We start from the raw sequence: 21,413 nt of genomic DNA, 5'->3' as shown, positions 1-21,413 counted from the left end.
TTGATGGGCATCTATTGCCAAGGAGTGTCTAACCGATGGAATACCGTCAGCTCGGCCGTACCGACCTCAATGTCAGCGCCCTGTGCCTGGGCACCATGACCTGGGGCGAACAGAACGTTCAGGCCGAAGCCTTCGAACAGATTGCCCGGGCCAAGGCCGCCGGGATCAACTTCATCGACACCGCCGAGATGTATCCGGTGCCGCCGCGCCCGGAAACCTACGCGGCTACCGAGCGCATCATCGGCAACTGGTTCCGCGACAACGGTGACCGCGACGACTGGGTGCTGGCCAGCAAGGTGGCAGGCCCCGGCAACGGCATCAGCCACATTCGCGACGGCCAGCTCAAGCACAACCGCCAGCACATCGTGGCGGCGCTGGAGGAGAGCCTGAAGCGCCTGCAGACCGACCGTATCGACCTGTACCAGCTGCACTGGCCGGAACGCAGCACCAACTTCTTCGGCAAGCTGGGCTACCAGCACCTGCCACAGGACCACTTCACCCCGCTGGAAGAAACCCTCGAGGTACTCGACGAGCAGGTACGGGCGGGCAAGATCCGTCACATCGGCCTGTCCAACGAAACGCCGTGGGGCACCATGAAATTCTTGCAACTGGCCGATAGCCGGGGCTGGCCGCGGGCGGTGTCGATCCAGAACCCGTACAACCTGCTCAACCGCAGCTTCGAGGTGGGCCTGGCAGAGGTGGCAATCCGTGAGCAGTGCGGCCTGCTGGCCTATTCGCCGCTGGCCTTCGGCATGCTCTCGGGCAAGTACGAGAACGGCGCACGGCCGGACAACGCGCGCCTGACCCTGTTCAGCCGCTTTGCCCGATACTCCAACCCGCAGACCGTCGCAGCCTGCAGCCGCTATGTGCAGCTGGCCCGCGAGCACGGCCTGGACCCGGCGCAGATGGCCCTGGCGTTCGTCACCCGGCAACCGTTCGTGACCAGCAACATCATTGGCGCGACCAGCCTGCAACAGCTGGACAGCAACCTGGCGAGCCTTGAGCTGAGCCTGAGCGATGAGTTGCTGGCAGCGATCGAAGCCATACACCAGGCGCAGCCGAACCCGGCGCCTTGAGCTGAAAGGGGCTGCATTGCAGCCCCGCCGCTACACGGGGTAGACACAATCGCCAAAAAATAAGACGATCCAGCCGGTGATTGACCACTCTACCCTATAAGAACAATGACAATGATGTTTACCCAACCCTCCGCGTCGCTGCGGCGCGTCAGCATCCTGGCCATTGACAAGGTGTTTGCTTCGACCTTGATGCAGGCCAAGGATTTCTTTCACCTCGCCAGCCTACGTTACAGCAAGCAGCTAGGCCTGGGCTTGCAGCCCATGTTCGAGATCTGCCTGGTGAGCCCCGACGGCCAGCCGGTGGACAGCTTCAGCAATGTGCAGCTTCCGGTCGACGGTGGCCTGGACGACGCCGACGTCATCATTCTCCCGGCCTACTGGGACGACTTCGACAACCTGCTGCAACGTTATCCACAGGTGCTCCCATGGCTGCGTGAACAGCATGCCCGCGGCGCGGTGCTGTGCGCCGAGGCCAGTGGCGTGTTCTGGCTGGCCGAGTCCGGCCTGCTCGATGGCAAGGAGGCGACTACCTACTGGCGCTTCTTCAACAGCTTTGCCGAGCGCTTCCCGAAGATCCGGTTGAATCAGGACAAGCACCTGACCGACGCCGACAATATCTATTGCGCCGGCGGGGCCACGTCGGCCTGCGACCTGTACATCTACCTGATCGAGCGCTTCTGCGGTGCCAACGTGGCCCGCGCCGTGTCGCGCGACATTCTTTACGAAGTGCAGCGCAACTACACCCCGGGGCGCATGGGCTTTGGCGGGCAGAAGCTGCACCAGGACCTGATCATCCTGCAGATTCAGCATTGGCTGGAGGAGCACTTCGCCGACAAGTTCCGCTTCGAGGACGTTGCCCGCAACCACGGCATGAGCATCCGCAATTTCATGCGCCGCTTCCAGGGCGCAACGGGTGACAAGCCGCTGCACTACCTGCAACGGCTGCGGATCGAGACCGCCAAGGGGTTACTGTCGAGCACACGCAAGAGCATCAAGACCATCAGCTACGAGGTCGGTTATGACGATGCCAGTTTCTTTGCGCGGCTGTTCCGCCAGCACACCGAGCTGTCGCCGAACCAGTATCGGCAGCAGTTCATGCAAGAGGCTTGAGGCCTTGCGGGGCTGCTTTGCAGCCCATTCGCGGCACAAGGCCGCTCCCACAAATGCCCAGCGTGCGCCGATCAATGTGGCAGCGGCCTTGCGTCGCGAATGGGCCGCAAAGCGGCCCCAAAAATCTTACGGCTTGTGTGCGCGCGACAGGAATTCGTGCGACTGCATCTCCAGCAACCGGCTCAGGGTACGCTGGAACTCGAAGCTCAGGCGCCCGCCGGTGTACAGGTCTTTCAGCTCCACCTCGGCCGAGATGATCAGCTTGACGTTGCGGTCGTAGAATTCGTCCACCATGTTGATGAAGCGGCGGGCGATGTCGTCGGTGGCAACACCCATCTGCTCCACATTGCTCAGCAGCACGGCGTGGAAGATCTTGCCCAGTTCGATGTAGTCGTTCTGGCTGCGCGGCCCATCGCAAAGGGCGCGGAAGTCGAACCAGGCGACATCGTCACAGGTGCGCAGGGCATTGATCGGACGGTTCTCGATCATCAGCACGTCGTTCTCGATCGCCTGCGTGCACTCAGGGGTGAGCGCCTTGAAGCTGGCGCGCATGCTCTGGTGCGCCGCGTCATTGAGTGGGAAGTGGAACAGTTCGGCCTGCTCCAGGTGGCGCAGGCGGTAGTCGACCCCGCTATCCACGTTCACCACGTCGGTGTACTGCTTGATCATGGCGATGGCCGGCAAGAAGCGCGCACGCTGCAGGCCGTCCTTGTAAAGGCCGTCTGGCACGATGTTGGAAGTGGCCACCAGCGACACACCATTTTTGAACAGCTCTTCCATCAGAGTGCCGAGGATCATCGCATCGGTAATGTCCGACACGAAGAATTCGTCGAAACAGATCACCCGGGCTTCTTCGCTGAAGCGCTTGGCGATGATGGTCAGCGGGTTCTTCTCGCCCTTGAGGGTTTTCATTTCCTCGTGCACACGCTTCATGAAGCGGTGGAAGTGCGTACGCATCTTCTGCTTGAACGGCAGCGCTTCGTAGAAGGTATCGACCAGGTAGGTCTTGCCTCGCCCTACCCCACCCCAGAAATACAGGCCCTTGACCGGGGTCTGCTCCTTCTTGCCGAACAGTTTGCCGAACATGCCCGGCTTGTTGTTCTGCGCTTCTACCAGGTCGTCGTACAGGCGCTGCAAGTGACGCACCGCAGTTTCCTGCGCCGCGTCATGGAAGAAGTCGGGACGTTTCAGATCTGCTTGATAGCGTTCTAAGGGAGTCATAATTCGTTAGCGAGGCAACAAAAAACGGGCCGTCACTGTAGCGACAGGCCCGCTTAATGGCAATCAGACTTGCGTCAATATGCCTCAGTCCTGCTGTGGTGCCAGGGCATCACGCAGGCTCTGAATGGCGGCATCACGGGCTTGCGCGCTGTCGAACTGCGGCCCGTCGGCGACCTGCTCGCCATTGAGCCACAGGCCGAAGCTCAGGCCTTCTACCCGTACATCGGCCTCGCCACCCTGCTGCAGCTGCTTGCTCACGGCGCCAGCACTCTTGCCGTCAGCGAAGCTGCGCGACAGCAGCAGTTGCTCACCGTCAGCGGCCAACAGGCGGAAACGGAAGCTGCCGTCTTCGTCACGGAAGCTGACGAAGCGCGCGCTCTTGGTTGACTTCTTCTTCACCTCGGTGGTGGCCTGCACGCTGCTGCGGAACGAACGCAGGCCAACGGCTTCGCGCAGTTGCTCGAGGAACGGCGTGGCAATCTTGCGGGCCTTGGCGGCACCGGCCAGCAGGATGTCTTCCAGGTCCGCCGGGCGGGCGATCAGTTGGTGGTAGTACTCGCGTTTTTCCGCCAGCTGGCCATCCAGCAACTGGAACAGGCGCTGCTTGGCATCACCCCAGCCCAGGCCCTGCAACAGCTCTTCGCGGAACCCGGCGCATTGCTCCGGCGTCGAGAAGGCCTGGTACAGGGTGAACAGGTGCGAGTTGTCCGGGTCTTTCGCTTCACCCGGCGCGCGCGAGTCGGTCACGATGCGCGAGATGGCGTCTTTCATGTCCTTGGCGCTGGTGAACAACGGGATGGTGTTGTCGTAGCTCTTGGACATCTTGCGCCCGTCCAGGCCTGGCAGCGTGGCCACGCTTTCCTCGATCACCGCCTCTGGCAGGGCGAAGAAGTCCTGGCCCTGGCCGAACAGGTGGTTGAAGCGTTGGCCGATGTCGCGGGCCATTTCCACGTGCTGGATCTGGTCACGGCCGACCGGCACCTTGTTGGCGTTGAACATGAGGATGTCCGCGGCCATCAGCACCGGGTAGCTGAACAGGCCCATGGTCACGCCGGCGTCCGGGTCTTCCCCATTTTCGACGTTCTTGTCCACCGAGGCCTTGTAGGCATGCGCGCGGTTGAGCAGGCCCTTGGCGGCAACGCAGGTCAGCAGCCAGGTCAGTTCGGGAATTTCCGGGATGTCGGACTGGCGATAGAAAGTCACTTTGTCCGGGTCAAGGCCACCGGCCAGCCAGGTGGCGGCGATTTCCAGGCGTGAACGCTGGATGCGCAGCGGGTCATCGCATTTGATCAGGGCGTGGTAGTCGGCCAGGAAGTAGAACGAGTCGACACCGGGCTGCTGGCTGGCACGGATCGCAGGGCGAATGGCGCCGGCGTAGTTGCCCAGGTGCGGAGTGCCGGTGGTAGTGATACCGGTAAGAATGCGCGTGGTCATGGGTGTTCGCTTATTCAGGCTTGGCTCAGTTCGAAAGGCGCGGCAGCAGCAGATCCTTCAGATCGGTCAGCTTGCCATGGAAGAAGTGTCCGCATTCTGCCACTTTCAGCAGCTCATGGGGGCGCGTCAGGCTGTCGGACCAATCGTAAACCAGCTGCGGTGCGACGACTTCGTCGGCGTCCGGCTGCACCACGGTCACCGGGCAGCGCTGCGGCAGCGGGAATTCGGCGGTCAGGCGCATGACCGCCGGGGCGATCATGAACAGGTGCTGCAACTCGACGCCTGCAGTTTCAAGTCGCCCGGCCAGGCTGGTGGCAACGAAACCACCGAACGAAAAGCCCATCAACACCAGCGGCAACTCTGGGTGCGAGCTACGCAGCCAGGCTGCCGCGGCCTCGGCATCGGCCACTTCGCCGGCCCCCATGTCATGGCTGCCGGCGCTCTGGCCGACGCCACGGTAGTTGAAACGCAGGGTCGCGTAACCGGCATCACGGGCGGTGCGTTGCAGGGTCGAGACCACCTTGTTGAGCATGGTGCCGCCCTGGACCGGGTTGGGGTGGCAGATCAGCACCGCGCCACGGGCGTCAGCCACGTCCAGGTACAAGGCTTCCAGCTGGCCGGCGGGGCCATCGATGAACAAGGGGGTTTCGCGGACAAGCAAGGCACTACTCCGTGACCTCGGGAAGGGTCGATTCGTCTAGGTGTGAAATTCTGTTCTGATTTGCGATCGCTCGCGGTATACAGCGCAGGTCTGAGCCGTTAACGTAAAGCAAAGCCGTTTATAGAGGAAGGACTCGTGGAACTCTCGCTCCTTGTTTGGTTGTTGCCAACCCTGGCCCTGGTCATTGGCGTGGCGGTCGGTTTCATTGTTGCCCGCCTGCTGCCCAACGCAGCACCCAGCAACACCCAGCGCCAACTGGATGACATCCAGAAGCGCTTCGACAGCTACCAGAACGAAGTGGTCACCCACTTCAACAGCACTGCCATGCTGGTCAAGAAACTGACCCAGAGCTACCAGGACGTACAGGATCACCTGGCTGAAGGCGCCAACAGCCTGGCCCTTGATGAAGTCACTCGCCAGCGCCTGCTGGCTGCCCTGCATTCCGAAGCGCCGCAAGGCCCGCGTGACCGCCTGACCCCACCGAAAGACACCGCCGAAGTGCCGCGCGACTATGCGCCAAAAGCGCCGAACTCGCCGGGCATGCTGGACGAGAGCTACGGGCTCAAGCGTTGATCCACTGAACCTGTAAAAGGCCTCGCAAGAGGCCTTTTTTGTGTATGCCGTGTTCTTGCCGCTGCGGGCCCTTTTCGCGGCACAAGGCCGCTTCTACAGATGCCCCAGCGCCTCCTCGATATCCAGCAGCAGATCCTCCACATCCTCCAGACCAACCGACAATCTCACCAGCCCCTCCGATATCCCGTGATGGGCGCGCTCCTGGGGCGTGTAACTGGAGTGCGTCATGCTGGCCGGGTGTTGCGCCAGCGACTCGGCATCCCCCAGGCTCACCGCCCGCGCAAATAGCTGCAGGGCATTCATGAAGCGCCGCCCGGCCTCGATACCGCCCTTGAGCTCAAAGGCAATCATCCCGCCCGGCAAACGCATCTGCCGCCGTGCCAGGTCGTACTGGGCAAACGACGGCAAGCCCGGATAGTGAATCAGTTCCACCTGGGGCTGCCGGGCCAGGAACTTCGCCACCTCCAGGGCATTGGCGCAATGCCGGTCCATGCGCAGCGCCAAGGTCTTGATACCGCGCATCAATAACGCAGCGTCATGGGGCGACAAGACTGCCCCGGTCATGTCTTTCAGCCCTTCCAGGCGAATGCGGTCGACCAACGCCTTGCGCCCCACCACCAGGCCGGCGGTGATATCGCCATGGCCGCTGAGGTACTTGGTCGCCGAATGCACCACCAGGTCCGCCCCCAGCTCCAGTGGCCGCTGCAGGTACGGCGTGCAGTAGGTGTTGTCGACCACCACAAGCACATCGCTCCCATGTACAGCCTCGACCACCGCTGCGATGTCGACCAGTTGCATATTGGGGTTGGCCGGCGTTTCGAAGTAGATCATCCGCGTTTTACTGTTGATCGCCGCTTTGAGGGCCTTGGCGTCATTGAGGTCGACATGGTGAATCTTGACTCCGAACTCGCCAATCCCATGGTGCAGAAACGCGAAGGTACAGCCATACAGGGTGCGCCCGACGATCAGTTCATCACCGGGGCGCAACAGGGTCCAGATGGTCGAGGTAATGGCGCCCATACCCGACGCCAGCGCCAATCCCGCCTCACCGCCCTCCAACGAGGCCATGCGTTGCTCAAGCAAGGCCAAGGTGGGATTGGAGATGCGGCTGTAGAAGTGCCCTGCCTCTTCCCCGGCGAAGCAAGCAGCGCCGTATTCAACAGTGGGGAAGGCATAGGTAGCGGTCTGGTACACCGGCGGCACCAGGGCGCCTCCGTGGGAAAGCGGGTCGTAGCCATGGTGAATGGCCCGCGTGGAAAAACCGGTGTTGTTATGGGAGTCGCGCATGGCAACAGCCTCTTGTGGTTTGTTATAAGCTTATGCCACCGAGCTGCCCGATTTTTTCCAAAATAGCCCACGCATTTGCGTGCTTGCTGGAATAAAAACAACAATCAACGGACCAGGAGGGCAAAACATGCCTTCAAGCCTCGACCGAACCGACCGCGCCCTGCTTGCCGCTTTGCAGGACAATGCCCGCCTGACCGTTGCCGAACTCGCCGACCAGGTAGCGTTGACCACTTCGCCCTGCTGGCGTCGGGTCAAACTGCTGGAAGACAACGGCTACATCACCGGCTACCAGGCCATCCTCTCGCCCAAGTCACTGGGGTTTGGCGTGACCGCGTTCGTCAGCATCATGATGGACTCGCACACCAAGGACATGGCGCTGGCGTTCGAGCAGCGGCTGATGGAGATTCCCGAAATCGTCGCCTGCCACAACATCTCCGGGCGCTATGACTTTTTGCTGGAGATCCTGGCGCGGGACCTGGAGTCGTTCGGGGAATTCACCCGTGAAGTGCTGCAACGCCTGCCGGGGGTGAAGGAGATCTATTCGAGTTTTTCCTACAAGGCGGTGAAGGAGAAACGGGTGATACCAGTGTCAGAGAAACATATTTAAGACAAATCCGAGAAAACGGAAAATCCGGTGTAGGAAAGCACATCTAAGAAATCTCCTTCTAATCATCAGGAACGTGCCTACTTCCATACCCCCTACCTCTGACATAAAAAAAACTCGTCCCCAGGCACACTTTCCCTGCCTTCAACTCAGGGACGACTCTATGGCCAGCCTTCTTCCAGAATTCATCATCCGTAAACTCGAAGGTCGGACATTCCACAGCTTCGACCATTTCTCCCAATCCTTCTGGCTGGCAATCGCAGAAGACCCAGTCTACAGCCAGCAATTCATCCCCGCCCAACTCAACCGCCTCAAGAAAGGCTGGCCCCCTCGGGCGCCATTCCATGAGACGGTAAAGGGTCTGCGTTCTTATCAGATAGGCCACCTGAGCCCGCCCGAGTGGGGTGGGTTGATGTACGACGCTGAAAACCTGCGGATCATGAGTGCCATGCAATACGCGCTTTCATCGGAGACGTCATGGTGATCTGCCTGAAACACAGCCTGGCCGACTATTCATACAGTGAGTTCCGGCTGATTGTTGAGGCGTTGATTCAGGCGACAGGCTCGCGTGCTTGGCAGGATCGATTGCTGGAACACTTTATCGAAGTGGTTCAGCATCCTGATGGCGCTGACCTTATCTATTACCCCGAGGAAGATCGGGGAAGATGCGCCGAGCAGGTCATGGCGCGCGTCTTGGAATGGAGAGCGTCAAAGGGTCTTGCAGTGTTCAGAATTAAAATTAACTAGCCTGCCAGGTCTGGATGCAGCTCAGAGGCTTAGCGAAGAACCTTTGCCAGCGGCGGTACATGGCACCGGCTCTGCCGGTGTTCGCGGCTAAAGCCGCTCCTACAGTGATCGCGCAAACTTTCAGATTCTCAACAAAGCGGTTGGCCTTAAAGGCTCCGCACAACCCAAGGATTACGCGCATAAAAAAACCCGCCGAAGCGGGTTTTTTCTTGCAGGCCAGCGCTTAGATCGCGCCGCGCTGACGCAGCACGTCCAGCACCAGTTTCACACCTTCATCCACGCTGATGGCCTGGGTGTCGATCACAAGGTCGGCATCCAGCGGCACATCGAACGGGAAGCTTTCGCCCGGGATGTTTTCGCCACCGGCCGCGTACAGGCCTTGCGGGTCACGCTCGCGGCATGCCAGCGGCGAAGCCTGTACGTACACCGTCACCAGGCGGTCTTTGCCGATCAGGGCCTTGGCCTGTTCGCGGCCTTCGGCATCCGGGGCCACGAACGCAGCCAGGGTCAGCAGGCCGGCTTCGTTGAACTGGCGCGCCACATGGGCGGCGCGGCGCCAGTTTTCGGTGCGGCCGGCGCGGTCTTGCGGCAGGCCCTTGTTCAGGTCGTGGCGCAGGTTCTGGCCGTCCAGCACGTACACCGCACGGCCCATGTCGAACAGCTTGCGCTCCACGGCATAAGCCAGGGTGCTCTTGCCAGCGCCGGACAGGCCGCTGAACAGCACGGTGGCTGGCTGCTGGCCGAAGCGCAGGGCGCGCTCTTCGGTAGACACGTGGGCCTGCTTGCCATGCTGGCCGGTGCTGCCGTGTGGCAGAACGGGTGGCGCGATGATCATGCCGGCACCGACGGTGCCGTTGGTCAGGCGGTCGATGACAATGAACGCACCGGTGGTGCGGTTGCTGTCGTAGCCGTCCAGGGCGATCGAGGTGTCCAGCGCTACCTTCACGCGGCCGATTTCGTTCAGCTGCAGCGCGCTGGCAGCGCCCTGCTCCAGGGTGTTCACATCGACCTTGTGGGTGATGCTGGCAATCGAGCCCGGCACATAGCTGGTGGCGCGCTTGATGTCGTACTTCTTGCCCGGGAGCATTGGCTCCTCGGCCATCCACACCAGCATGGCGTCGAACTGATCGGTCACTGGCGGCACGTTGTCCGCATGTACCAGCAGGTCGCCACGGGAGATGTCGATCTCGTCTTCCATGGTCAGGGTCACGGCTTGGCCTGGGCCGGCGTTTTCCAGCTCACCTTCGTAGGTGACGATGGACTTGACGCGGCTGCTCTTGCCCGACGGCAGCACGACGATTTCGTCGCCCTTGTGCACCACGCCACTGGCGATGGTGCCGGCGAAGCCGCGGAAGTTCAGGTTCGGGCGATTCACGTACTGCACCGGGAAGCGCAAATCGGTGAAGTTGCGGTCGGCCGCAACCTCGACGGTTTCGAGGATTTCCATCAGCGTCGGGCCGGCGTACCACGGCGATTGTTCGCTGTGGTTGACCACGTTGTCGCCCTTGAGCGCCGACATTGGTACGAAGTGCAGGCTGCTCGGGGTCAGGTTGATGGCTTCGGCAAACTTCAGGTAGTCGGCCTTGATCGACTCGAAGACGCCTTCATCGAAGCCCTTCAGGTCCATCTTGTTGACTGCGACCACGATGTGCTTGATGCCCAGCAGCGAGGCAATGTAGCTGTGCCGGCGGGTCTGGGTCTGCACGCCATAGCGGGCATCGACCAGGATGATCGCCAGGTCACAGGTGGACGCACCGGTGGCCATGTTGCGGGTGTACTGCTCGTGGCCAGGGGTGTCGGCGATGATGAACTTGCGTTTGGCGGTGGAGAAGTAGCGGTAGGCGACATCGATGGTGATGCCCTGCTCGCGCTCGGCCTGCAGACCGTCGACCAGCAGTGCCAGGTCGACTTCTTCGCCGGTGGTGCCGACTTTCTTCGAATCACGGGTGATGGCTTCGAGGTGGTCCTCGTAGATCATCTTCGAGTCGTGCAGCAGGCGCCCTATCAGGGTGCTCTTGCCGTCATCCACGTTGCCACAGGTGAGGAAACGCAGCAGTTCTTTGCGCTCGTGCTGAGCCAGATAAGCGAGGATGTCTTCGCTGATCAAATCGGATTGGTGCGACATGGAGTAACCCTGAAAATTAGAAGTAGCCCTGACGTTTCTTGTCTTCCATGGAACCGGCGCCATCGTGGTCGATGACCCGGCCCTGGCGCTCGGAAGTGCGCGTCAGGAGCATTTCCTGAATGATGTCGGTCAGCGTTTCGGCTTCCGACTCGACAGCCCCCGTCAACGGGTAGCAACCGAGGGTACGGAAACGCACCTTCTTCTTGACGATACGGGCTTTCTCTTCCTCGGAGAGGTGCTCGAGGATACGCTCGTCGTCGATCATGATCAGGGTGCCGTTCTTCTCGATGACTTCACGCTCGGCGGCGAAGTACAGCGGCACGATCGGGATGCCTTCTAGGTAGATGTACTGCCAGATGTCCAGCTCGGTCCAGTTCGACAGCGGGAACACGCGGATCGACTCGCCCTTGTTGACCTTGCCGTTGTACACGTTCCACAGCTCGGGGCGCTGGTTCTTCGGGTCCCAGCGGTGCTTGCTGTCGCGGAACGAATACACACGCTCTTTGGCCCGCGACTTCTCTTCGTCGCGGCGCGCGCCACCAAAGGCGGCGTCGAAACCATGCTTGTCCAGTGCCTGCTTCAGGCCCTGGGTCTTCATGATGTCGGTGTGCTTGGAGCTGCCATGGGTGAACGGGTTGATGCCCTGCGCCACACCCTCAGGGTTGACGTGGGTGATCAGTTCCAGGCCCATTTCCTCGACCATCTTGTCGCGGAAGCTGTACATCTCCTGGAATTTCCACTGGGTGTCGACGTGCATCACCGGGAACGGCAGCTTGCCCGGGAAGAAGGCCTTGCGCGCCAGGTGCAGCATCACGGCGGAATCCTTGCCGATCGAGTACAGCATCACCGGGTTGTCGAACTCGGCGGCCACCTCGCGGATAATGTGGATGCTCTCCGCCTCCAGCTGTTTCAAGTGCGTCAGTTTGTCGACCATGGCTACTCACGAAAAACGATCTTATGGACGGCCTGCGGGCCGTGTTCGAGCGAGCCACTTTATCACAGCGGCTGCTTCTATTTAGGAGGCGGGCTAGATCGAAAAGGTCTAACGATATGACTGCGGGTTTGGGCTGCCAGGGCCGGCCCTTTCGCGGGCAACGCTGATATCAAATGGGATTGGGGCAATCAATGAACAGGTGCTCCACGGCAAACCGCCGCGCCAGGTAATCGCCCAGCGCCTGCACCCCGTAACGCTCGGTGGCATGGTGCCCGGCAGCAATGAAACTGACGCCATTCTCGCGCGCACTGTGATAGGTCTGCTCCGACGCCTCGCCGGTCAGGTACAGGTCCACCCCGGCGGCAATCGCCGTGTCGATGTAACCCTGCCCGCCACCGGTGCACCAGCCGACCCGGCGGATCATCTGCTCCCCCTCCACCAGCAATGGCTCACGCCCCAGCACTTCCTGAACCCGCCGGGCAAAATCGCGGGCAGTCACAGGTTCGGCCAGTGAGCCGACCAACCCGACCACCTTGGGGTTCTCCGGGTCCAGCGGCCCTTCGACGGTGATGTCCAGTTGCCGCGCCAGCTGCACGTTGTTGCCCACCTCCGGGTGAACATCCAGCGGCAGGTGAAACGCCAGCAGGCTGATGTCGTTGTTCAGCAAGGTTTTCAGACGACGCTGGCGGATACCGGTGATGCACGGGTTCTCACCCTTCCAGAAGTAACCATGGTGCACCAGCACCAGGTCGGCCTGGGCCTCGACCGCAGCATCCAGCAACGCCTGGCTGGCGGTAACACCACTGACGATACGGCTGACCTGCGGCCGGCCCTCTACTTGCAGGCCATTGGGGCAATAATCCTGGATCTTCGCGCTGCCCAGGTAACGCTCGGCTTCCTCGACCAGGGTGTTTAGAGCGACGGCCATGAAAATCTCCTCGAAAACTGCGCTTTTCTCGGGCGCAACGCCAATGGAACGCCCGTATAATGCCGGCCATTATGGGCCGTCGCCGGCACTGGGGGAACCGGTGTATGATCCCGCGCGCTCATGCCCCACTGCGCGGCCACTGGCCCTCGCTCTTTCCAGGATTCGTTCATGTTCAAGGCTTTGCGTTACTTTGGCTGGCCCCTGCTTACCGGCGTACTGATCGCCATGCTGATCATCCAGCGCTTCCCGGAGTGGGTAGGCCTGCCCAGTCAGGACGTCAACCTGCAACAGGCACCGCAGACCACGCGGATCATGCAAGGCCCGGTGTCGTACGCCGACGCCGTGACACTGGCTGCCCCTGCAGTGGTCAACCTGTACACCACCAAGGTGGTGAACAAAAGCGCACATCCGCTGTTCGAGGACCCGCAGTTCCGCCGCTTCTTCGGCGATAACCTGCCCAAGCAGCGCCGCTGGGAGTCGAGCCTGGGCTCGGCGGTGATCATGAGCCCCGAGGGCTACCTGCTGACCAACAACCATGTCACCAGCGGCGCCGACCAGATCGTCGTGGCCCTGAAAGATGGCCGCGAAACCCTGGCCCGCGTGATCGGCAGCGACCCGGAAACCGACCTGGCGGTGCTGAAGATCGACCTGAAGAACCTGCCGGCGATCACCATAGGCCGTTCGGACACCATTCACATCGGCGACGTGTCGCTGGCCATCGGCAACCCGTTTGGTGTCGGCCAGACCGTGACCATGGGTATCATCAGCGCTACCGGCCGTAACCAGCTGGGCCTGAACAACTACGAAGACTTCATCCAGACCGACGCAGCGATCAACCCCGGCAACTCGGGCGGCGCGCTGGTCGATGCCAATGGCAACCTGGTTGGCATCAACACCGCGATTTTCTCCAAGTCCGGTGGTTCACAAGGCATTGGCTTCGCCATCCCGGTGAAACTAGCACTGGAGGTAATGAAGTCGATCGTCGAGCACGGCCAGGTGATCCGTGGCTGGCTGGGCATCGAGGTGCAACCGCTGAGCCAGGAGCTGGCCGAATCGTTCGGCATGAAGGACCGCCCGGGTATCGTGGTTGCAGGTATTTTCCGCGAAGGCCCGGCGGCCAAGGCCGGGTTGCAACTGGGTGACGTGATCCTGAGCATCAACGGCGAACCGGCCGGTGATGGCCGCAAGTCGATGAACCAAGTGGCGCGGATCAAACCCAACGAGAAGATCACCATCGAGGTGATGCGCAATGGGCAGCAGTTGAAGCTGGTTGCCGAGGTGGGGCTGCGGCCGCCGCCGGCGCCGGCTGCCAGCCAGGAAGAGAAATAAACCCAGGGCCGCGTTGCGGCCCTTCGCGGGCACGCCCGCTCCCACAGGAACTACGCTGGCTCCAAAGCCAGCGCTAAACCTGTGGGAGCGGGCGTGCCCGTGAAGGGCTGCCGCGCAGCCCAAACAGCATCAATGCAGGATCTGGCTCAGGAACAACCGGGTCCGGTCACTGCGCGGCCGGTCGAAGAAGTCATCCGGCGCCGCCTGCTCCACAATCTCCCCCTTGTCCATGAAGATCACCCGGTTCGCCACGGTGCGGGCAAAACCCATCTCGTGGGTCACGCAGAGCATGGTCATGCCGTCTTCGGCCAGGCCCACCATGGTATCGAGCACTTCCTTGACCATTTCCGGGTCCAGCGCCGAGGTCGGCTCGTCGAACAGCATGATCTTCGGCTTCATGCACAGCGCACGGGCAATCGCCACACGCTGCTGCTGGCCACCCGACAATTGCCCCGGGTACTTGTGCGCCTGCTCGGGAATACGCACGCGCTCCAAATAATGCATGGCAATTTCCTCGGCCTTGCGCCGCGGCATCTTGCGCACCCACATCGGCGCCAAGGTGCAGTTTTCCAGAATGCTCAGGTGCGGGAACAGGTTGAAGTGCTGGAACACCATGCCCACTTCACGGCGGATGGCCTCGATCTGCTTGAGGTCGTTGGTCAGCTCGACGCCATCGACCACGATGCGCCCCTGCTGGTGCTCTTCCAGGCGGTTGAGGCAACGGATGGTGGTGGACTTGCCCGAGCCGGATGGCCCGCACAGCACAATGCGCTCCCCCTGGCGCACGTTCAGGTTGATGTCCTTGAGCACATGGAACTGGCCGTACCACTTGTTCACACCCTGCATCTGGATGATGCCTTCGGGGCCGGCAGGCTGCTTGATCGCTTCACTCATTTCGAAACTCCTAACGCTTGTGGCCAGTGTCCAGCTTGCGCTCCAGGTGCATGGAGTAGCGGGACATACCGAAACAGAAAATCCAGAACACCAGGGCGGCGAACACATAGCCCTCGGTAGCCATGCCCAGCCAGGCCGGGTCGGCGGCGGCTTGCTTGACGCTGTTCAGCAGGTCGAACAGGCCGATGATGATCACCAGGCTGGTGTCCTTGAACAGGGCAATGAAGGTGTTGACGATGCCGGGAATCACCAGCTTGAGCGCCTGCGGCAGAATCACCAGGCCCATCGAACGCCAATAGCCCAGGCCCATGGCGGCGGCAGCTTCGTACTGGCCCTTGGGGATGGCCTGCACACCACCGCGCACCACCTCGGCGATATACGCCGACTGGAACAGGATCACGCCGATCATCGCCCGCAGCAGCTTGTCGAAGCTCATGCCTTCGGGCAGGAACAACGGCAGCATCACCGACGACATGAACAGCACGGTGATCAATGGCACGCCGCGCCAGAACTCGATGAAGGTCACGCACACCACCTTCACGGCCGGCATCCTCGAACGCCGGCCCAAGGCCAGCAGGATGCCCAGTGGCAAGGCGCCGACAATACCCACGGTGGCGATCACCAGGGTCAGCATCAGCCCGCCCCACTGGCTGGTCGGTACGCTCTCCAGGCCCAGGTACCCACCGTGCAGCAGGGTGTAGGCCAGTACCGGGTACAGCACCAGGAAGCCCAGGCCGTAGAAGGCCTTGCGCGGGAAGCGCTTGATGAACAGCGGCGCAGCGCCGATGACGGCAAGCCACACCGTCAGGTCCACCCGCCAGCGCAGCTCGGCCGGGTAGTAGCCGTACATGAACTGGCCAAAGCGCTGCTGCACGAACACCCAGCAGGCGCCCTCCTTGGTGCAGTCGGCGCGTGTGGTGCCGACCCAGTTGGCGTCGATCAACGCCCACTGAACAAGCGGCGGTACGATCAGCCATACCAGGTAGATGGCGAACAGGGTCAACAGCGTGTTGAGCCAGCTGGAGAACAGATTGGCACGCATCCATGCGAGCACGCCGACGGTTTTCACCGGTGGCGGCATATCGGGTTTGAAAACATGGGCATTCACAGGCGTATCCTCACCGCTCGATCAGCGCAATGCGCTTGTTGTACCAGTTCATCAGCAGCGAAATGCTGATGCTGATGGCGAGATAGACACTCATGGTGATGGCGATCACCTCGATAGCCTGGCCGGTCTGATTGAGCACGGTGCCGGCGAACAGCGAGACCATCTCCGGGTAGCCGATACCGGCCGCCAGCGACGAGTTCTTCGCCAGGTTCAGGTACTGGCTGGTCAGCGGCGGAATGATCACCCGCAGTGCCTGGGGAATGATCACCTTGCGCAGGGTCGGGCCCTCGCGCAGGCCCAGCGAGCGCGCGGCCTCGGTCTGGCCATGGCTGACCGAACGGATGCCAGAACGCACGATTTCAGCGATGAAAGCTGCCGTGTAGATAGTCAGCGCCAAGGTCAGCGCCAGCAGTTCGGGGATCAGCACCCAGCCACCGACGAAGTTGAAGCCCTTGAGCTGCGGCACCTCCCAGCTTACCGGGCTGCCGAACAACAGCACGCTCAGGCCCGGGATGACGAGCAGTAGCGCCAGCCCCCCCCAGAACTTGTGGAACGGCACGCCGGTCTCATCGAAGCGCTTGTTGGCCAGGCGCACCATCACGACAGTGGCGGCAATCGCCACCCCCAAGGCAACGACGAACGGCCAGAAGCCATCGGCCATGGACGCGCCCGGCATGTTCAGGCCACGGTTGCTGATGAAGAACATATCGTCGATGTTGATGCTGCCGCGCGGTCCCGGCAGGGTCAGGAACACGGCGAAGTACCAGAACAGGATCTGCAGCAGCGGCGGAATGTTGCGGAAGGTTTCCACATACACGGTCGCCAGTTTGTTGATCATCCAGTTCGGTGACAGGCGAGCCACCCCAATGATGAAGCCCAGAACCGTCGCCAGGATGACGCCGATGAAGGTGACCAGCAGGGTATTGAGCAGGCCGATGACGAACACCCGCGCATAACTGTCGGATTCCACATAGGGGATCAGGTGCTGGGCGATGCCGAAGCCGGCACTGCGGTCGAGAAAGTCGAAGCCCGAGGTGATACCCCGGTGTTGCAGGTTGGTTTGCGTGTTGTGGAACAGGTACCAGCCCAGGCCGACCACGAAGACGATCGTGAGGATCTGGAACAGCCACGCGCGCACACGCGGATCGTTAAGGGACAAGCCCTTGGGTGCGCCGATTTGATTTTGCATGAAGTGCCCCGGACAGTAGGGATTCGAACAGCCTGCAGCGGCGGGATGCCGCCGCAGGGTGCAACCATCAGCGCACGGGTGGCGCGTACTGGATGCCGCCGTTGTTCCACAGGGCGTTCATGCCACGGTCGATCTTCAGGTCGGTGCTCTGGCCCAGGTTCTTCTCGAACACTTCACCGTAGTTGCCGACTTGCTTGACGATCTGTACTACCCAGTCTTTGGGCAGCTTGAGGTCCTTGCCGTACTCACCATCCGCACCCAACAGGCGGGCGACGTCAGGGTTTTTGGTGCCCTTGGCTTCGGCCTCGACATTTTTCGAGGTGATGCCTGCTTCTTCGGCGTTGAGCATGGCGAACAGGGTCCACTTGACGATGCTGAACCACTCCTCGTCGCCTTTACGCACCACCGGGCCCAGTGGCTCCTTGGAGATGGTTTCCGGCAGTACCACGTAGTAGGTCGGCGCGGCCAGCTTGGAACGCTGGGCAAACAGCTGCGACTTGTCCGAGGTCAGCACGTCGCAACGGCCCGACTCCAGCGACTTGGCGCTTTCGTCCGAGGTGTCGAAGGTGATCGGGGTGTACTTCAGGTTATTGGCGCGGAAGAAGTCCGACACGTTCAACTCGGTGGTGGTACCGGCCTGGATACAGATGGTTGCGCCATCGAGCTCTTTGGCGCTGGATACACCCAGCTTCTTGTTGACCAGGAAGCCAACCCCGTCGTAGTAGGTGACACCGGCAAACACCAGGCCCATGCCGGCATCGCGCGAGCTGGTCCAGGTGGTGTTGCGCGACAGCACGTCGACCTCGCCCGACTGCAGGGCGGTGAAGCGTTCCTTGGCGTTGAGCTGGCTGAACTTGACCTTGGTCGCGTCGCCGAACACGGCAGCGGCCACGGCGCGGCAGACATCGGCGTCGATACCGACGATCTTGCCTTGCGCATCAGGTACCGAGAAGCCCGGAAGACCGTCGCTCACGCCACACTGGACGAAGCCCTTCTTCTTGACCGCATCGAGGGTGGCGCCGGCCTGGGCATTGCTCACGGCGCCCAGTGCGGCGGCAGCGGTCAGGACTGCCAGGGTGGTTTTCAACATCTTCATTCACAACCTCCAAATCGCTCTTGTTGTATCGAGCCGGAATTGCACCGCACCCTTTTGAGGCGTATCCGACCCGTATTGGCTTGTTATTGGGTCACTTGGCGCAATGGACTGTTCTGTGACAGCCTTCGCGTGCAAAGGGTGTTACCGTTTCGGCCTGCCCTTTGCATCGCAGATTGAATTGCAAAGCGCGTACCAGATTCTCTGGCTGTAGCGTTTAAGCGCTCGTCAAGTGGGGAAAGTTGTATCGTTGCGACATTCTTTTTCCGACAATCATTTCCAGCGCCTTCTTTTCACGCACGCCATAACAAGACCCGCACACTTTCGGAGCAGTCATGACCAACCCGCTGATTCTCGAACCACAGAAAACCGCTGATGCCTGTGTGATCTGGTTGCACGGTTTGGGGGCCGACCGTTACGACTTCCTACCGGTAGCCGAATTCATGCAGGAGCGCCTGCTCAGCACCCGGTTCATCATGCCCCAGGCCCCGACCCGGCCAGTCACCATAAATGGCGGTTATGCCATGCCCAGCTGGTATGACATCAAGGCCATGACCCCGGCCCGCGCCATTGACGAAGCGCAGCTGGAAGCGTCAGCCGAGCAAGTGGTTGCCCTGATCAAGGCCGAGCAGGCCAAAGGCATCAACCTGTCCCGTATCTTCCTGGCCGGTTTTTCCCAAGGTGGCGCGGTGGTGCTGCACACTGCCTATATAAAGTGGCAAGAAGCACTGGGTGGGGTGATTGCCCTGTCCACCTATGCCCCCACCTTCAACGACCAGCACCAGTTGAGTGCCTGCCAGCAGCGCACCCCGGCCCTGTGCCTGCATGGCGTGCATGACCCGGTGGTGATCCCGTCCATGGGCCGCACCGCTTTCGAGTACCTGAACACCTGGGGCGTCGCCGCCCGCTGGCACGAATACCCGATGGAACACGAAGTGGTGGTCGAAGAACTGAACGACATCTACGAATGGTTGAGCAAACAGCTGCAATAGGCTGGCTCTCTTGTAGTTGTGGGAGTATTCCACTACGCCGCGCCCGGATCTTGCATTACACTGCCCGGCGTACATTCCTTAATCAGTTGATGAGACGATCGTGCTCAAAGCACTCAAGAAAATATTCGGCAAGGGAGACGCCGCGCCACACGCCGTTGCTCCTGCTGCCAGCGTGGCACCGCCTGCGCCCGCACCCGCCAGCGAGGCCCGGCCCGCAGCAAAACCGGCCGTAGCGCATGCCAACCCCGCCCCAAAGGCTGAACAACCCGCTGCTGCTACGCCACCTGCCAACAAAGCGGCCAAGGACAAACCGCGTCGCGAGCGCAAGCCCAAGCCACAGGCCAGCCTGTGGAAACCGGAAGACTTCGTGGTCGAGCCGCAGGAAGGCAAGACCCGCTTCCACGACTTCAAGCTGTCCAACGAGCTGATGCACGCCATCCACGACCTGGGCTTCCCGTACTGCACGCCGATCCAGGCGCAGGTGCTGGGGTATACCCTGCGTGGTCAGGACGCCATTGGCCGGGCCCAGACAGGTACCGGCAAGACTGCGGCGTTCCTGATCTCGATCATTTCCCAACTGCAGCAGACGCCACCGCCCAAGGAACGCTACATGGGCGAGCCACGCGCGCTGATCATCGCCCCTACCCGCGAGCTGGTGGTGCAGATCGCCAAGGACGCCGTGGCGCTGACCAAGTACACCGGCCTGAACGTCATGAGCTTTGTTGGCGGCATGGACTTCGACAAGCAGCTCAAAGCCCTTGAAGCACGCCACTGCGACATCCTGGTGGCAACCCCGGGCCGCCTGCTGGACTTCAACCAGCGCGGCGAAGTGCACCTGGACATGGTCGAGGTGATGGTGCTGGACGAAGCCGACCGCATGCTCGACATGGGTTTCATCCCACAAGTGCGCCAGATCATTCGCCAGACACCACCGAAAAGCGAGCGCCAGACCCTGCTGTTCTCCGCCACCTTCACCGACGACGTGATGAACCTGGCGAAGCAGTGGACCACCAACCCGGCCATCGTCGAGATCGAGCCGGAAAACGTGGCCAGCGAAACGGTCGAGCAGCACGTGTATGCAGTGGCGGGTAGCGACAAATACAAGCTGCTGTACAACCTGGTGTCCCAGAACAACTGGGAACGGGTGATGGTGTTTGCCAACCGCAAGGACGAAGTGCGGCGCATCGAGGAAAAACTGGTGCGCGACGGCATCAATGCCGCCCAGCTGTCGGGCGATGTGCCCCAGCACAAGCGCATCCGCACCCTGGAAAACTTCCGCGAAGGGCGCATCACGGTGCTGGTGGCCACCGACGTGGCCGGGCGTGGCATCCATATCGATGGTATCAGCCACGTGATCAACTTCACCCTGCCAGAAGACCCGGACGACTACGTGCACCGCATTGGCCGTACCGGCCGCGCGGGGGCCAGTGGCGTGTCGATCAGTTTTGCCGGGGAGGATGACTCGTACCAGTTGCCGGCGATCGAAGAGCTGCTGGGGCGCAAGATCAAGTGCGAAATGCCGCCCGATGAGCTGCTAAAGCCGGTGCCGCGCAAACACCACTGACCTGTGCCGGCCTCTTCGCGGGACAAGCCCGCTCCCACAGATTTTCCGCTGCCCTTGGGTTCAGCAAAGAACCTGTGGGAGCGGGCTTGCCCGGCGAACCGGGGCAAAGCCCCGGCCATCAGACAGCAATCTACCAGCGCCCCACCGCGGCCCTTCCTGGGTGTTTTCCTTCTGGGCGCAAGATCAAGTGCGAAATGCCGCCCGATGAGCTGCTAAAGCCGGTGACGCGCAAACACCACTGACCTGTGCCGGCCTCTTCGCGGGACAAGCCCGCTCCCACAGATTTTCCGCTGCCCTTGGGTTCAGCAAAGCACCTGTGGGAGCGGGCTTGCCCCGCGAACCGGGGCAAAGCCCCGGCCATCAGACAGCAATCTACCAGCGCCCCGCCGCGGCCCTTCCTGGGTGTTTTCCTTCTGGGCGCAAGATCAAGTGCGAAATGCCGCCCGATGAGCTGCTAAAGCCGGTGACGCGCAAACACCACTGACCTGTGCCGGCCTCTTCGCGGGACAAGCCCGCTCCCACAGATTTTCCGCTGCCCTTGGGT

At 61.5% G+C, this 21,413-nt stretch carries 20 protein-coding genes; 9 read left to right on the top strand and 11 right to left on the bottom strand.

The window, feature by feature from the left end:
* The first annotated feature begins 35 nt into the window (after nt 1–35).
* Both LU684_RS25695 and LU684_RS25690 read left to right on the top strand, forming a co-directional pair.
* Nucleotides 36–1,076: an NADP(H)-dependent aldo-keto reductase gene (locus tag LU684_RS25695; RefSeq protein ID WP_016488982.1), complete on the top strand. Its 1,041-nt coding sequence runs from the start codon at nt 36–38 to the stop codon at nt 1,074–1,076.
* Between the two features lie 189 nt (nt 1,077–1,265).
* Nucleotides 1,266–2,186, top strand: a complete 921-nt coding sequence (locus tag LU684_RS25690) for a GlxA family transcriptional regulator (protein WP_172455912.1) — start codon at nt 1,266–1,268, stop codon at nt 2,184–2,186.
* 126 nt (nt 2,187–2,312) lie between these two features.
* Here the strand turns inward: LU684_RS25690 and zapE are convergent, their stop codons facing one another.
* From zapE to LU684_RS25675, 3 genes are all read right to left on the bottom strand, one after another.
* Nucleotides 2,313–3,407: a cell division protein ZapE gene (zapE, locus tag LU684_RS25685; protein ID WP_060517467.1), complete on the bottom strand. Its 1,095-nt coding sequence runs from the start codon at nt 3,405–3,407 to the stop codon at nt 2,313–2,315.
* A gap of 84 nt (nt 3,408–3,491) precedes the next feature.
* Nucleotides 3,492–4,841 carry a tryptophan--tRNA ligase gene (locus LU684_RS25680; protein ID WP_060517465.1) on the bottom strand — a complete coding sequence of 450 codons (1,350 nt, stop codon included), beginning with the start codon at nt 4,839–4,841 and terminating at the stop codon, nt 3,492–3,494.
* A 25-nt stretch (nt 4,842–4,866) separates the two neighbouring features.
* Nucleotides 4,867–5,502, bottom strand: a complete 636-nt coding sequence (locus LU684_RS25675; RefSeq protein ID WP_016488986.1) for an alpha/beta hydrolase — start codon at nt 5,500–5,502, stop codon at nt 4,867–4,869.
* A gap of 135 nt (nt 5,503–5,637) precedes the next feature.
* Here LU684_RS25675 and LU684_RS25670 point away from each other — a divergent pair, with 135 nt between their 5' ends.
* The gene (locus tag LU684_RS25670; RefSeq protein ID WP_016488987.1) at nt 5,638–6,075 is read left to right on the top strand and encodes a YhcB family protein; all 438 of its coding nucleotides are present in this window, start codon (nt 5,638–5,640) and stop codon (nt 6,073–6,075) included.
* A gap of 93 nt (nt 6,076–6,168) precedes the next feature.
* On the opposite strand, the gene LU684_RS25665 is transcribed toward LU684_RS25670, so the two are convergent.
* On the bottom strand, nt 6,169–7,362 hold the full coding sequence (locus LU684_RS25665; protein WP_210668276.1) for a methionine gamma-lyase: 1,194 nt from the start codon (nt 7,360–7,362) through the stop codon (nt 6,169–6,171).
* Nucleotides 7,363–7,489: 127 nt separating this feature from the next.
* Between LU684_RS25665 and LU684_RS25660 the strand changes: the two genes are divergently transcribed.
* The 3 genes from LU684_RS25660 to LU684_RS25650 all read left to right on the top strand — a co-directional run bounded on the left by LU684_RS25660 (nt 7,490) and on the right by LU684_RS25650 (nt 8,713).
* The gene (locus tag LU684_RS25660; RefSeq protein ID WP_016488989.1) at nt 7,490–7,969 is read left to right on the top strand and encodes an Lrp/AsnC family transcriptional regulator; all 480 of its coding nucleotides are present in this window, start codon (nt 7,490–7,492) and stop codon (nt 7,967–7,969) included.
* A 160-nt stretch (nt 7,970–8,129) separates the two neighbouring features.
* Nucleotides 8,130–8,450 carry an S-type pyocin gene (locus tag LU684_RS25655; RefSeq protein WP_232895198.1) on the top strand — a complete coding sequence of 107 codons (321 nt, stop codon included), beginning with the start codon at nt 8,130–8,132 and terminating at the stop codon, nt 8,448–8,450.
* Nucleotides 8,444–8,713, top strand: coding sequence for a bacteriocin immunity protein (locus LU684_RS25650; RefSeq protein ID WP_232895197.1), 270 nt, complete (start codon nt 8,444–8,446; stop codon nt 8,711–8,713). The genes LU684_RS25655 and LU684_RS25650 overlap by 7 nt, the downstream gene beginning before the upstream one ends.
* Before the next feature lie 223 nt (nt 8,714–8,936).
* Here the strand turns inward: LU684_RS25650 and cysN are convergent, their stop codons facing one another.
* The 3 genes from cysN to LU684_RS25635 form a co-directional block, all read right to left on the bottom strand.
* On the bottom strand, nt 8,937–10,838 hold the full coding sequence (cysN, locus tag LU684_RS25645) for a sulfate adenylyltransferase subunit CysN (protein WP_232895196.1): 1,902 nt from the start codon (nt 10,836–10,838) through the stop codon (nt 8,937–8,939).
* 16 nt (nt 10,839–10,854) lie between these two features.
* Complete coding sequence (gene cysD, locus LU684_RS25640; RefSeq protein WP_003251799.1) at nt 10,855–11,772, bottom strand: sulfate adenylyltransferase subunit CysD; 918 nt, start codon at nt 11,770–11,772, stop codon at nt 10,855–10,857.
* Between the two features lie 169 nt (nt 11,773–11,941).
* A complete protein-coding gene (locus LU684_RS25635; RefSeq protein ID WP_016488994.1) occupies nt 11,942–12,700 on the bottom strand; it encodes a Nif3-like dinuclear metal center hexameric protein in 759 nt (252 codons plus the stop codon).
* A 168-nt stretch (nt 12,701–12,868) separates the two neighbouring features.
* Here LU684_RS25635 and algW point away from each other — a divergent pair, with 168 nt between their 5' ends.
* Complete coding sequence (gene algW / locus LU684_RS25630; RefSeq protein WP_016488995.1) at nt 12,869–14,029, top strand: Do family serine endopeptidase AlgW; 1,161 nt, start codon at nt 12,869–12,871, stop codon at nt 14,027–14,029.
* 129 nt (nt 14,030–14,158) lie between these two features.
* On the opposite strand, the gene LU684_RS25625 is transcribed toward algW, so the two are convergent.
* The 4 genes from LU684_RS25625 to LU684_RS25610 all read right to left on the bottom strand — a co-directional run bounded on the left by LU684_RS25625 (nt 14,159) and on the right by LU684_RS25610 (nt 18,316).
* Complete coding sequence (locus LU684_RS25625; protein WP_016498022.1) at nt 14,159–14,923, bottom strand: amino acid ABC transporter ATP-binding protein; 765 nt, start codon at nt 14,921–14,923, stop codon at nt 14,159–14,161.
* Nucleotides 14,924–14,933: 10 nt separating this feature from the next.
* Nucleotides 14,934–16,031: an amino acid ABC transporter permease gene (locus LU684_RS25620; RefSeq protein ID WP_232895195.1), complete on the bottom strand. Its 1,098-nt coding sequence runs from the start codon at nt 16,029–16,031 to the stop codon at nt 14,934–14,936.
* A gap of 10 nt (nt 16,032–16,041) precedes the next feature.
* A complete protein-coding gene (locus LU684_RS25615; protein ID WP_023048689.1) occupies nt 16,042–17,220 on the bottom strand; it encodes an amino acid ABC transporter permease in 1,179 nt (392 codons plus the stop codon).
* A gap of 67 nt (nt 17,221–17,287) precedes the next feature.
* A complete protein-coding gene (locus LU684_RS25610; RefSeq protein WP_232895194.1) occupies nt 17,288–18,316 on the bottom strand; it encodes an amino acid ABC transporter substrate-binding protein in 1,029 nt (342 codons plus the stop codon).
* Nucleotides 18,317–18,648: 332 nt separating this feature from the next.
* Here LU684_RS25610 and LU684_RS25605 point away from each other — a divergent pair, with 332 nt between their 5' ends.
* Nucleotides 18,649–19,305, top strand: a complete 657-nt coding sequence (locus LU684_RS25605) for an alpha/beta hydrolase (RefSeq protein WP_016489000.1) — start codon at nt 18,649–18,651, stop codon at nt 19,303–19,305.
* 100 nt (nt 19,306–19,405) lie between these two features.
* Nucleotides 19,406–20,869, top strand: coding sequence for an ATP-dependent RNA helicase RhlB (gene rhlB, locus LU684_RS25600; RefSeq protein WP_232895193.1), 1,464 nt, complete (start codon nt 19,406–19,408; stop codon nt 20,867–20,869).
* The last annotated feature ends 544 nt before the right edge of the window (nt 20,870–21,413 follow it).

The organism is Pseudomonas sp. NMI542_15, from assembly GCF_021283425.1.
GTDB lineage: Bacteria > Pseudomonadota > Gammaproteobacteria > Pseudomonadales > Pseudomonadaceae > Aquipseudomonas > Aquipseudomonas fortuita.
The sequence above is the reverse complement of the archived record's forward strand: the minus strand, read 5'-3'. Positions and strand labels throughout refer to the sequence as shown.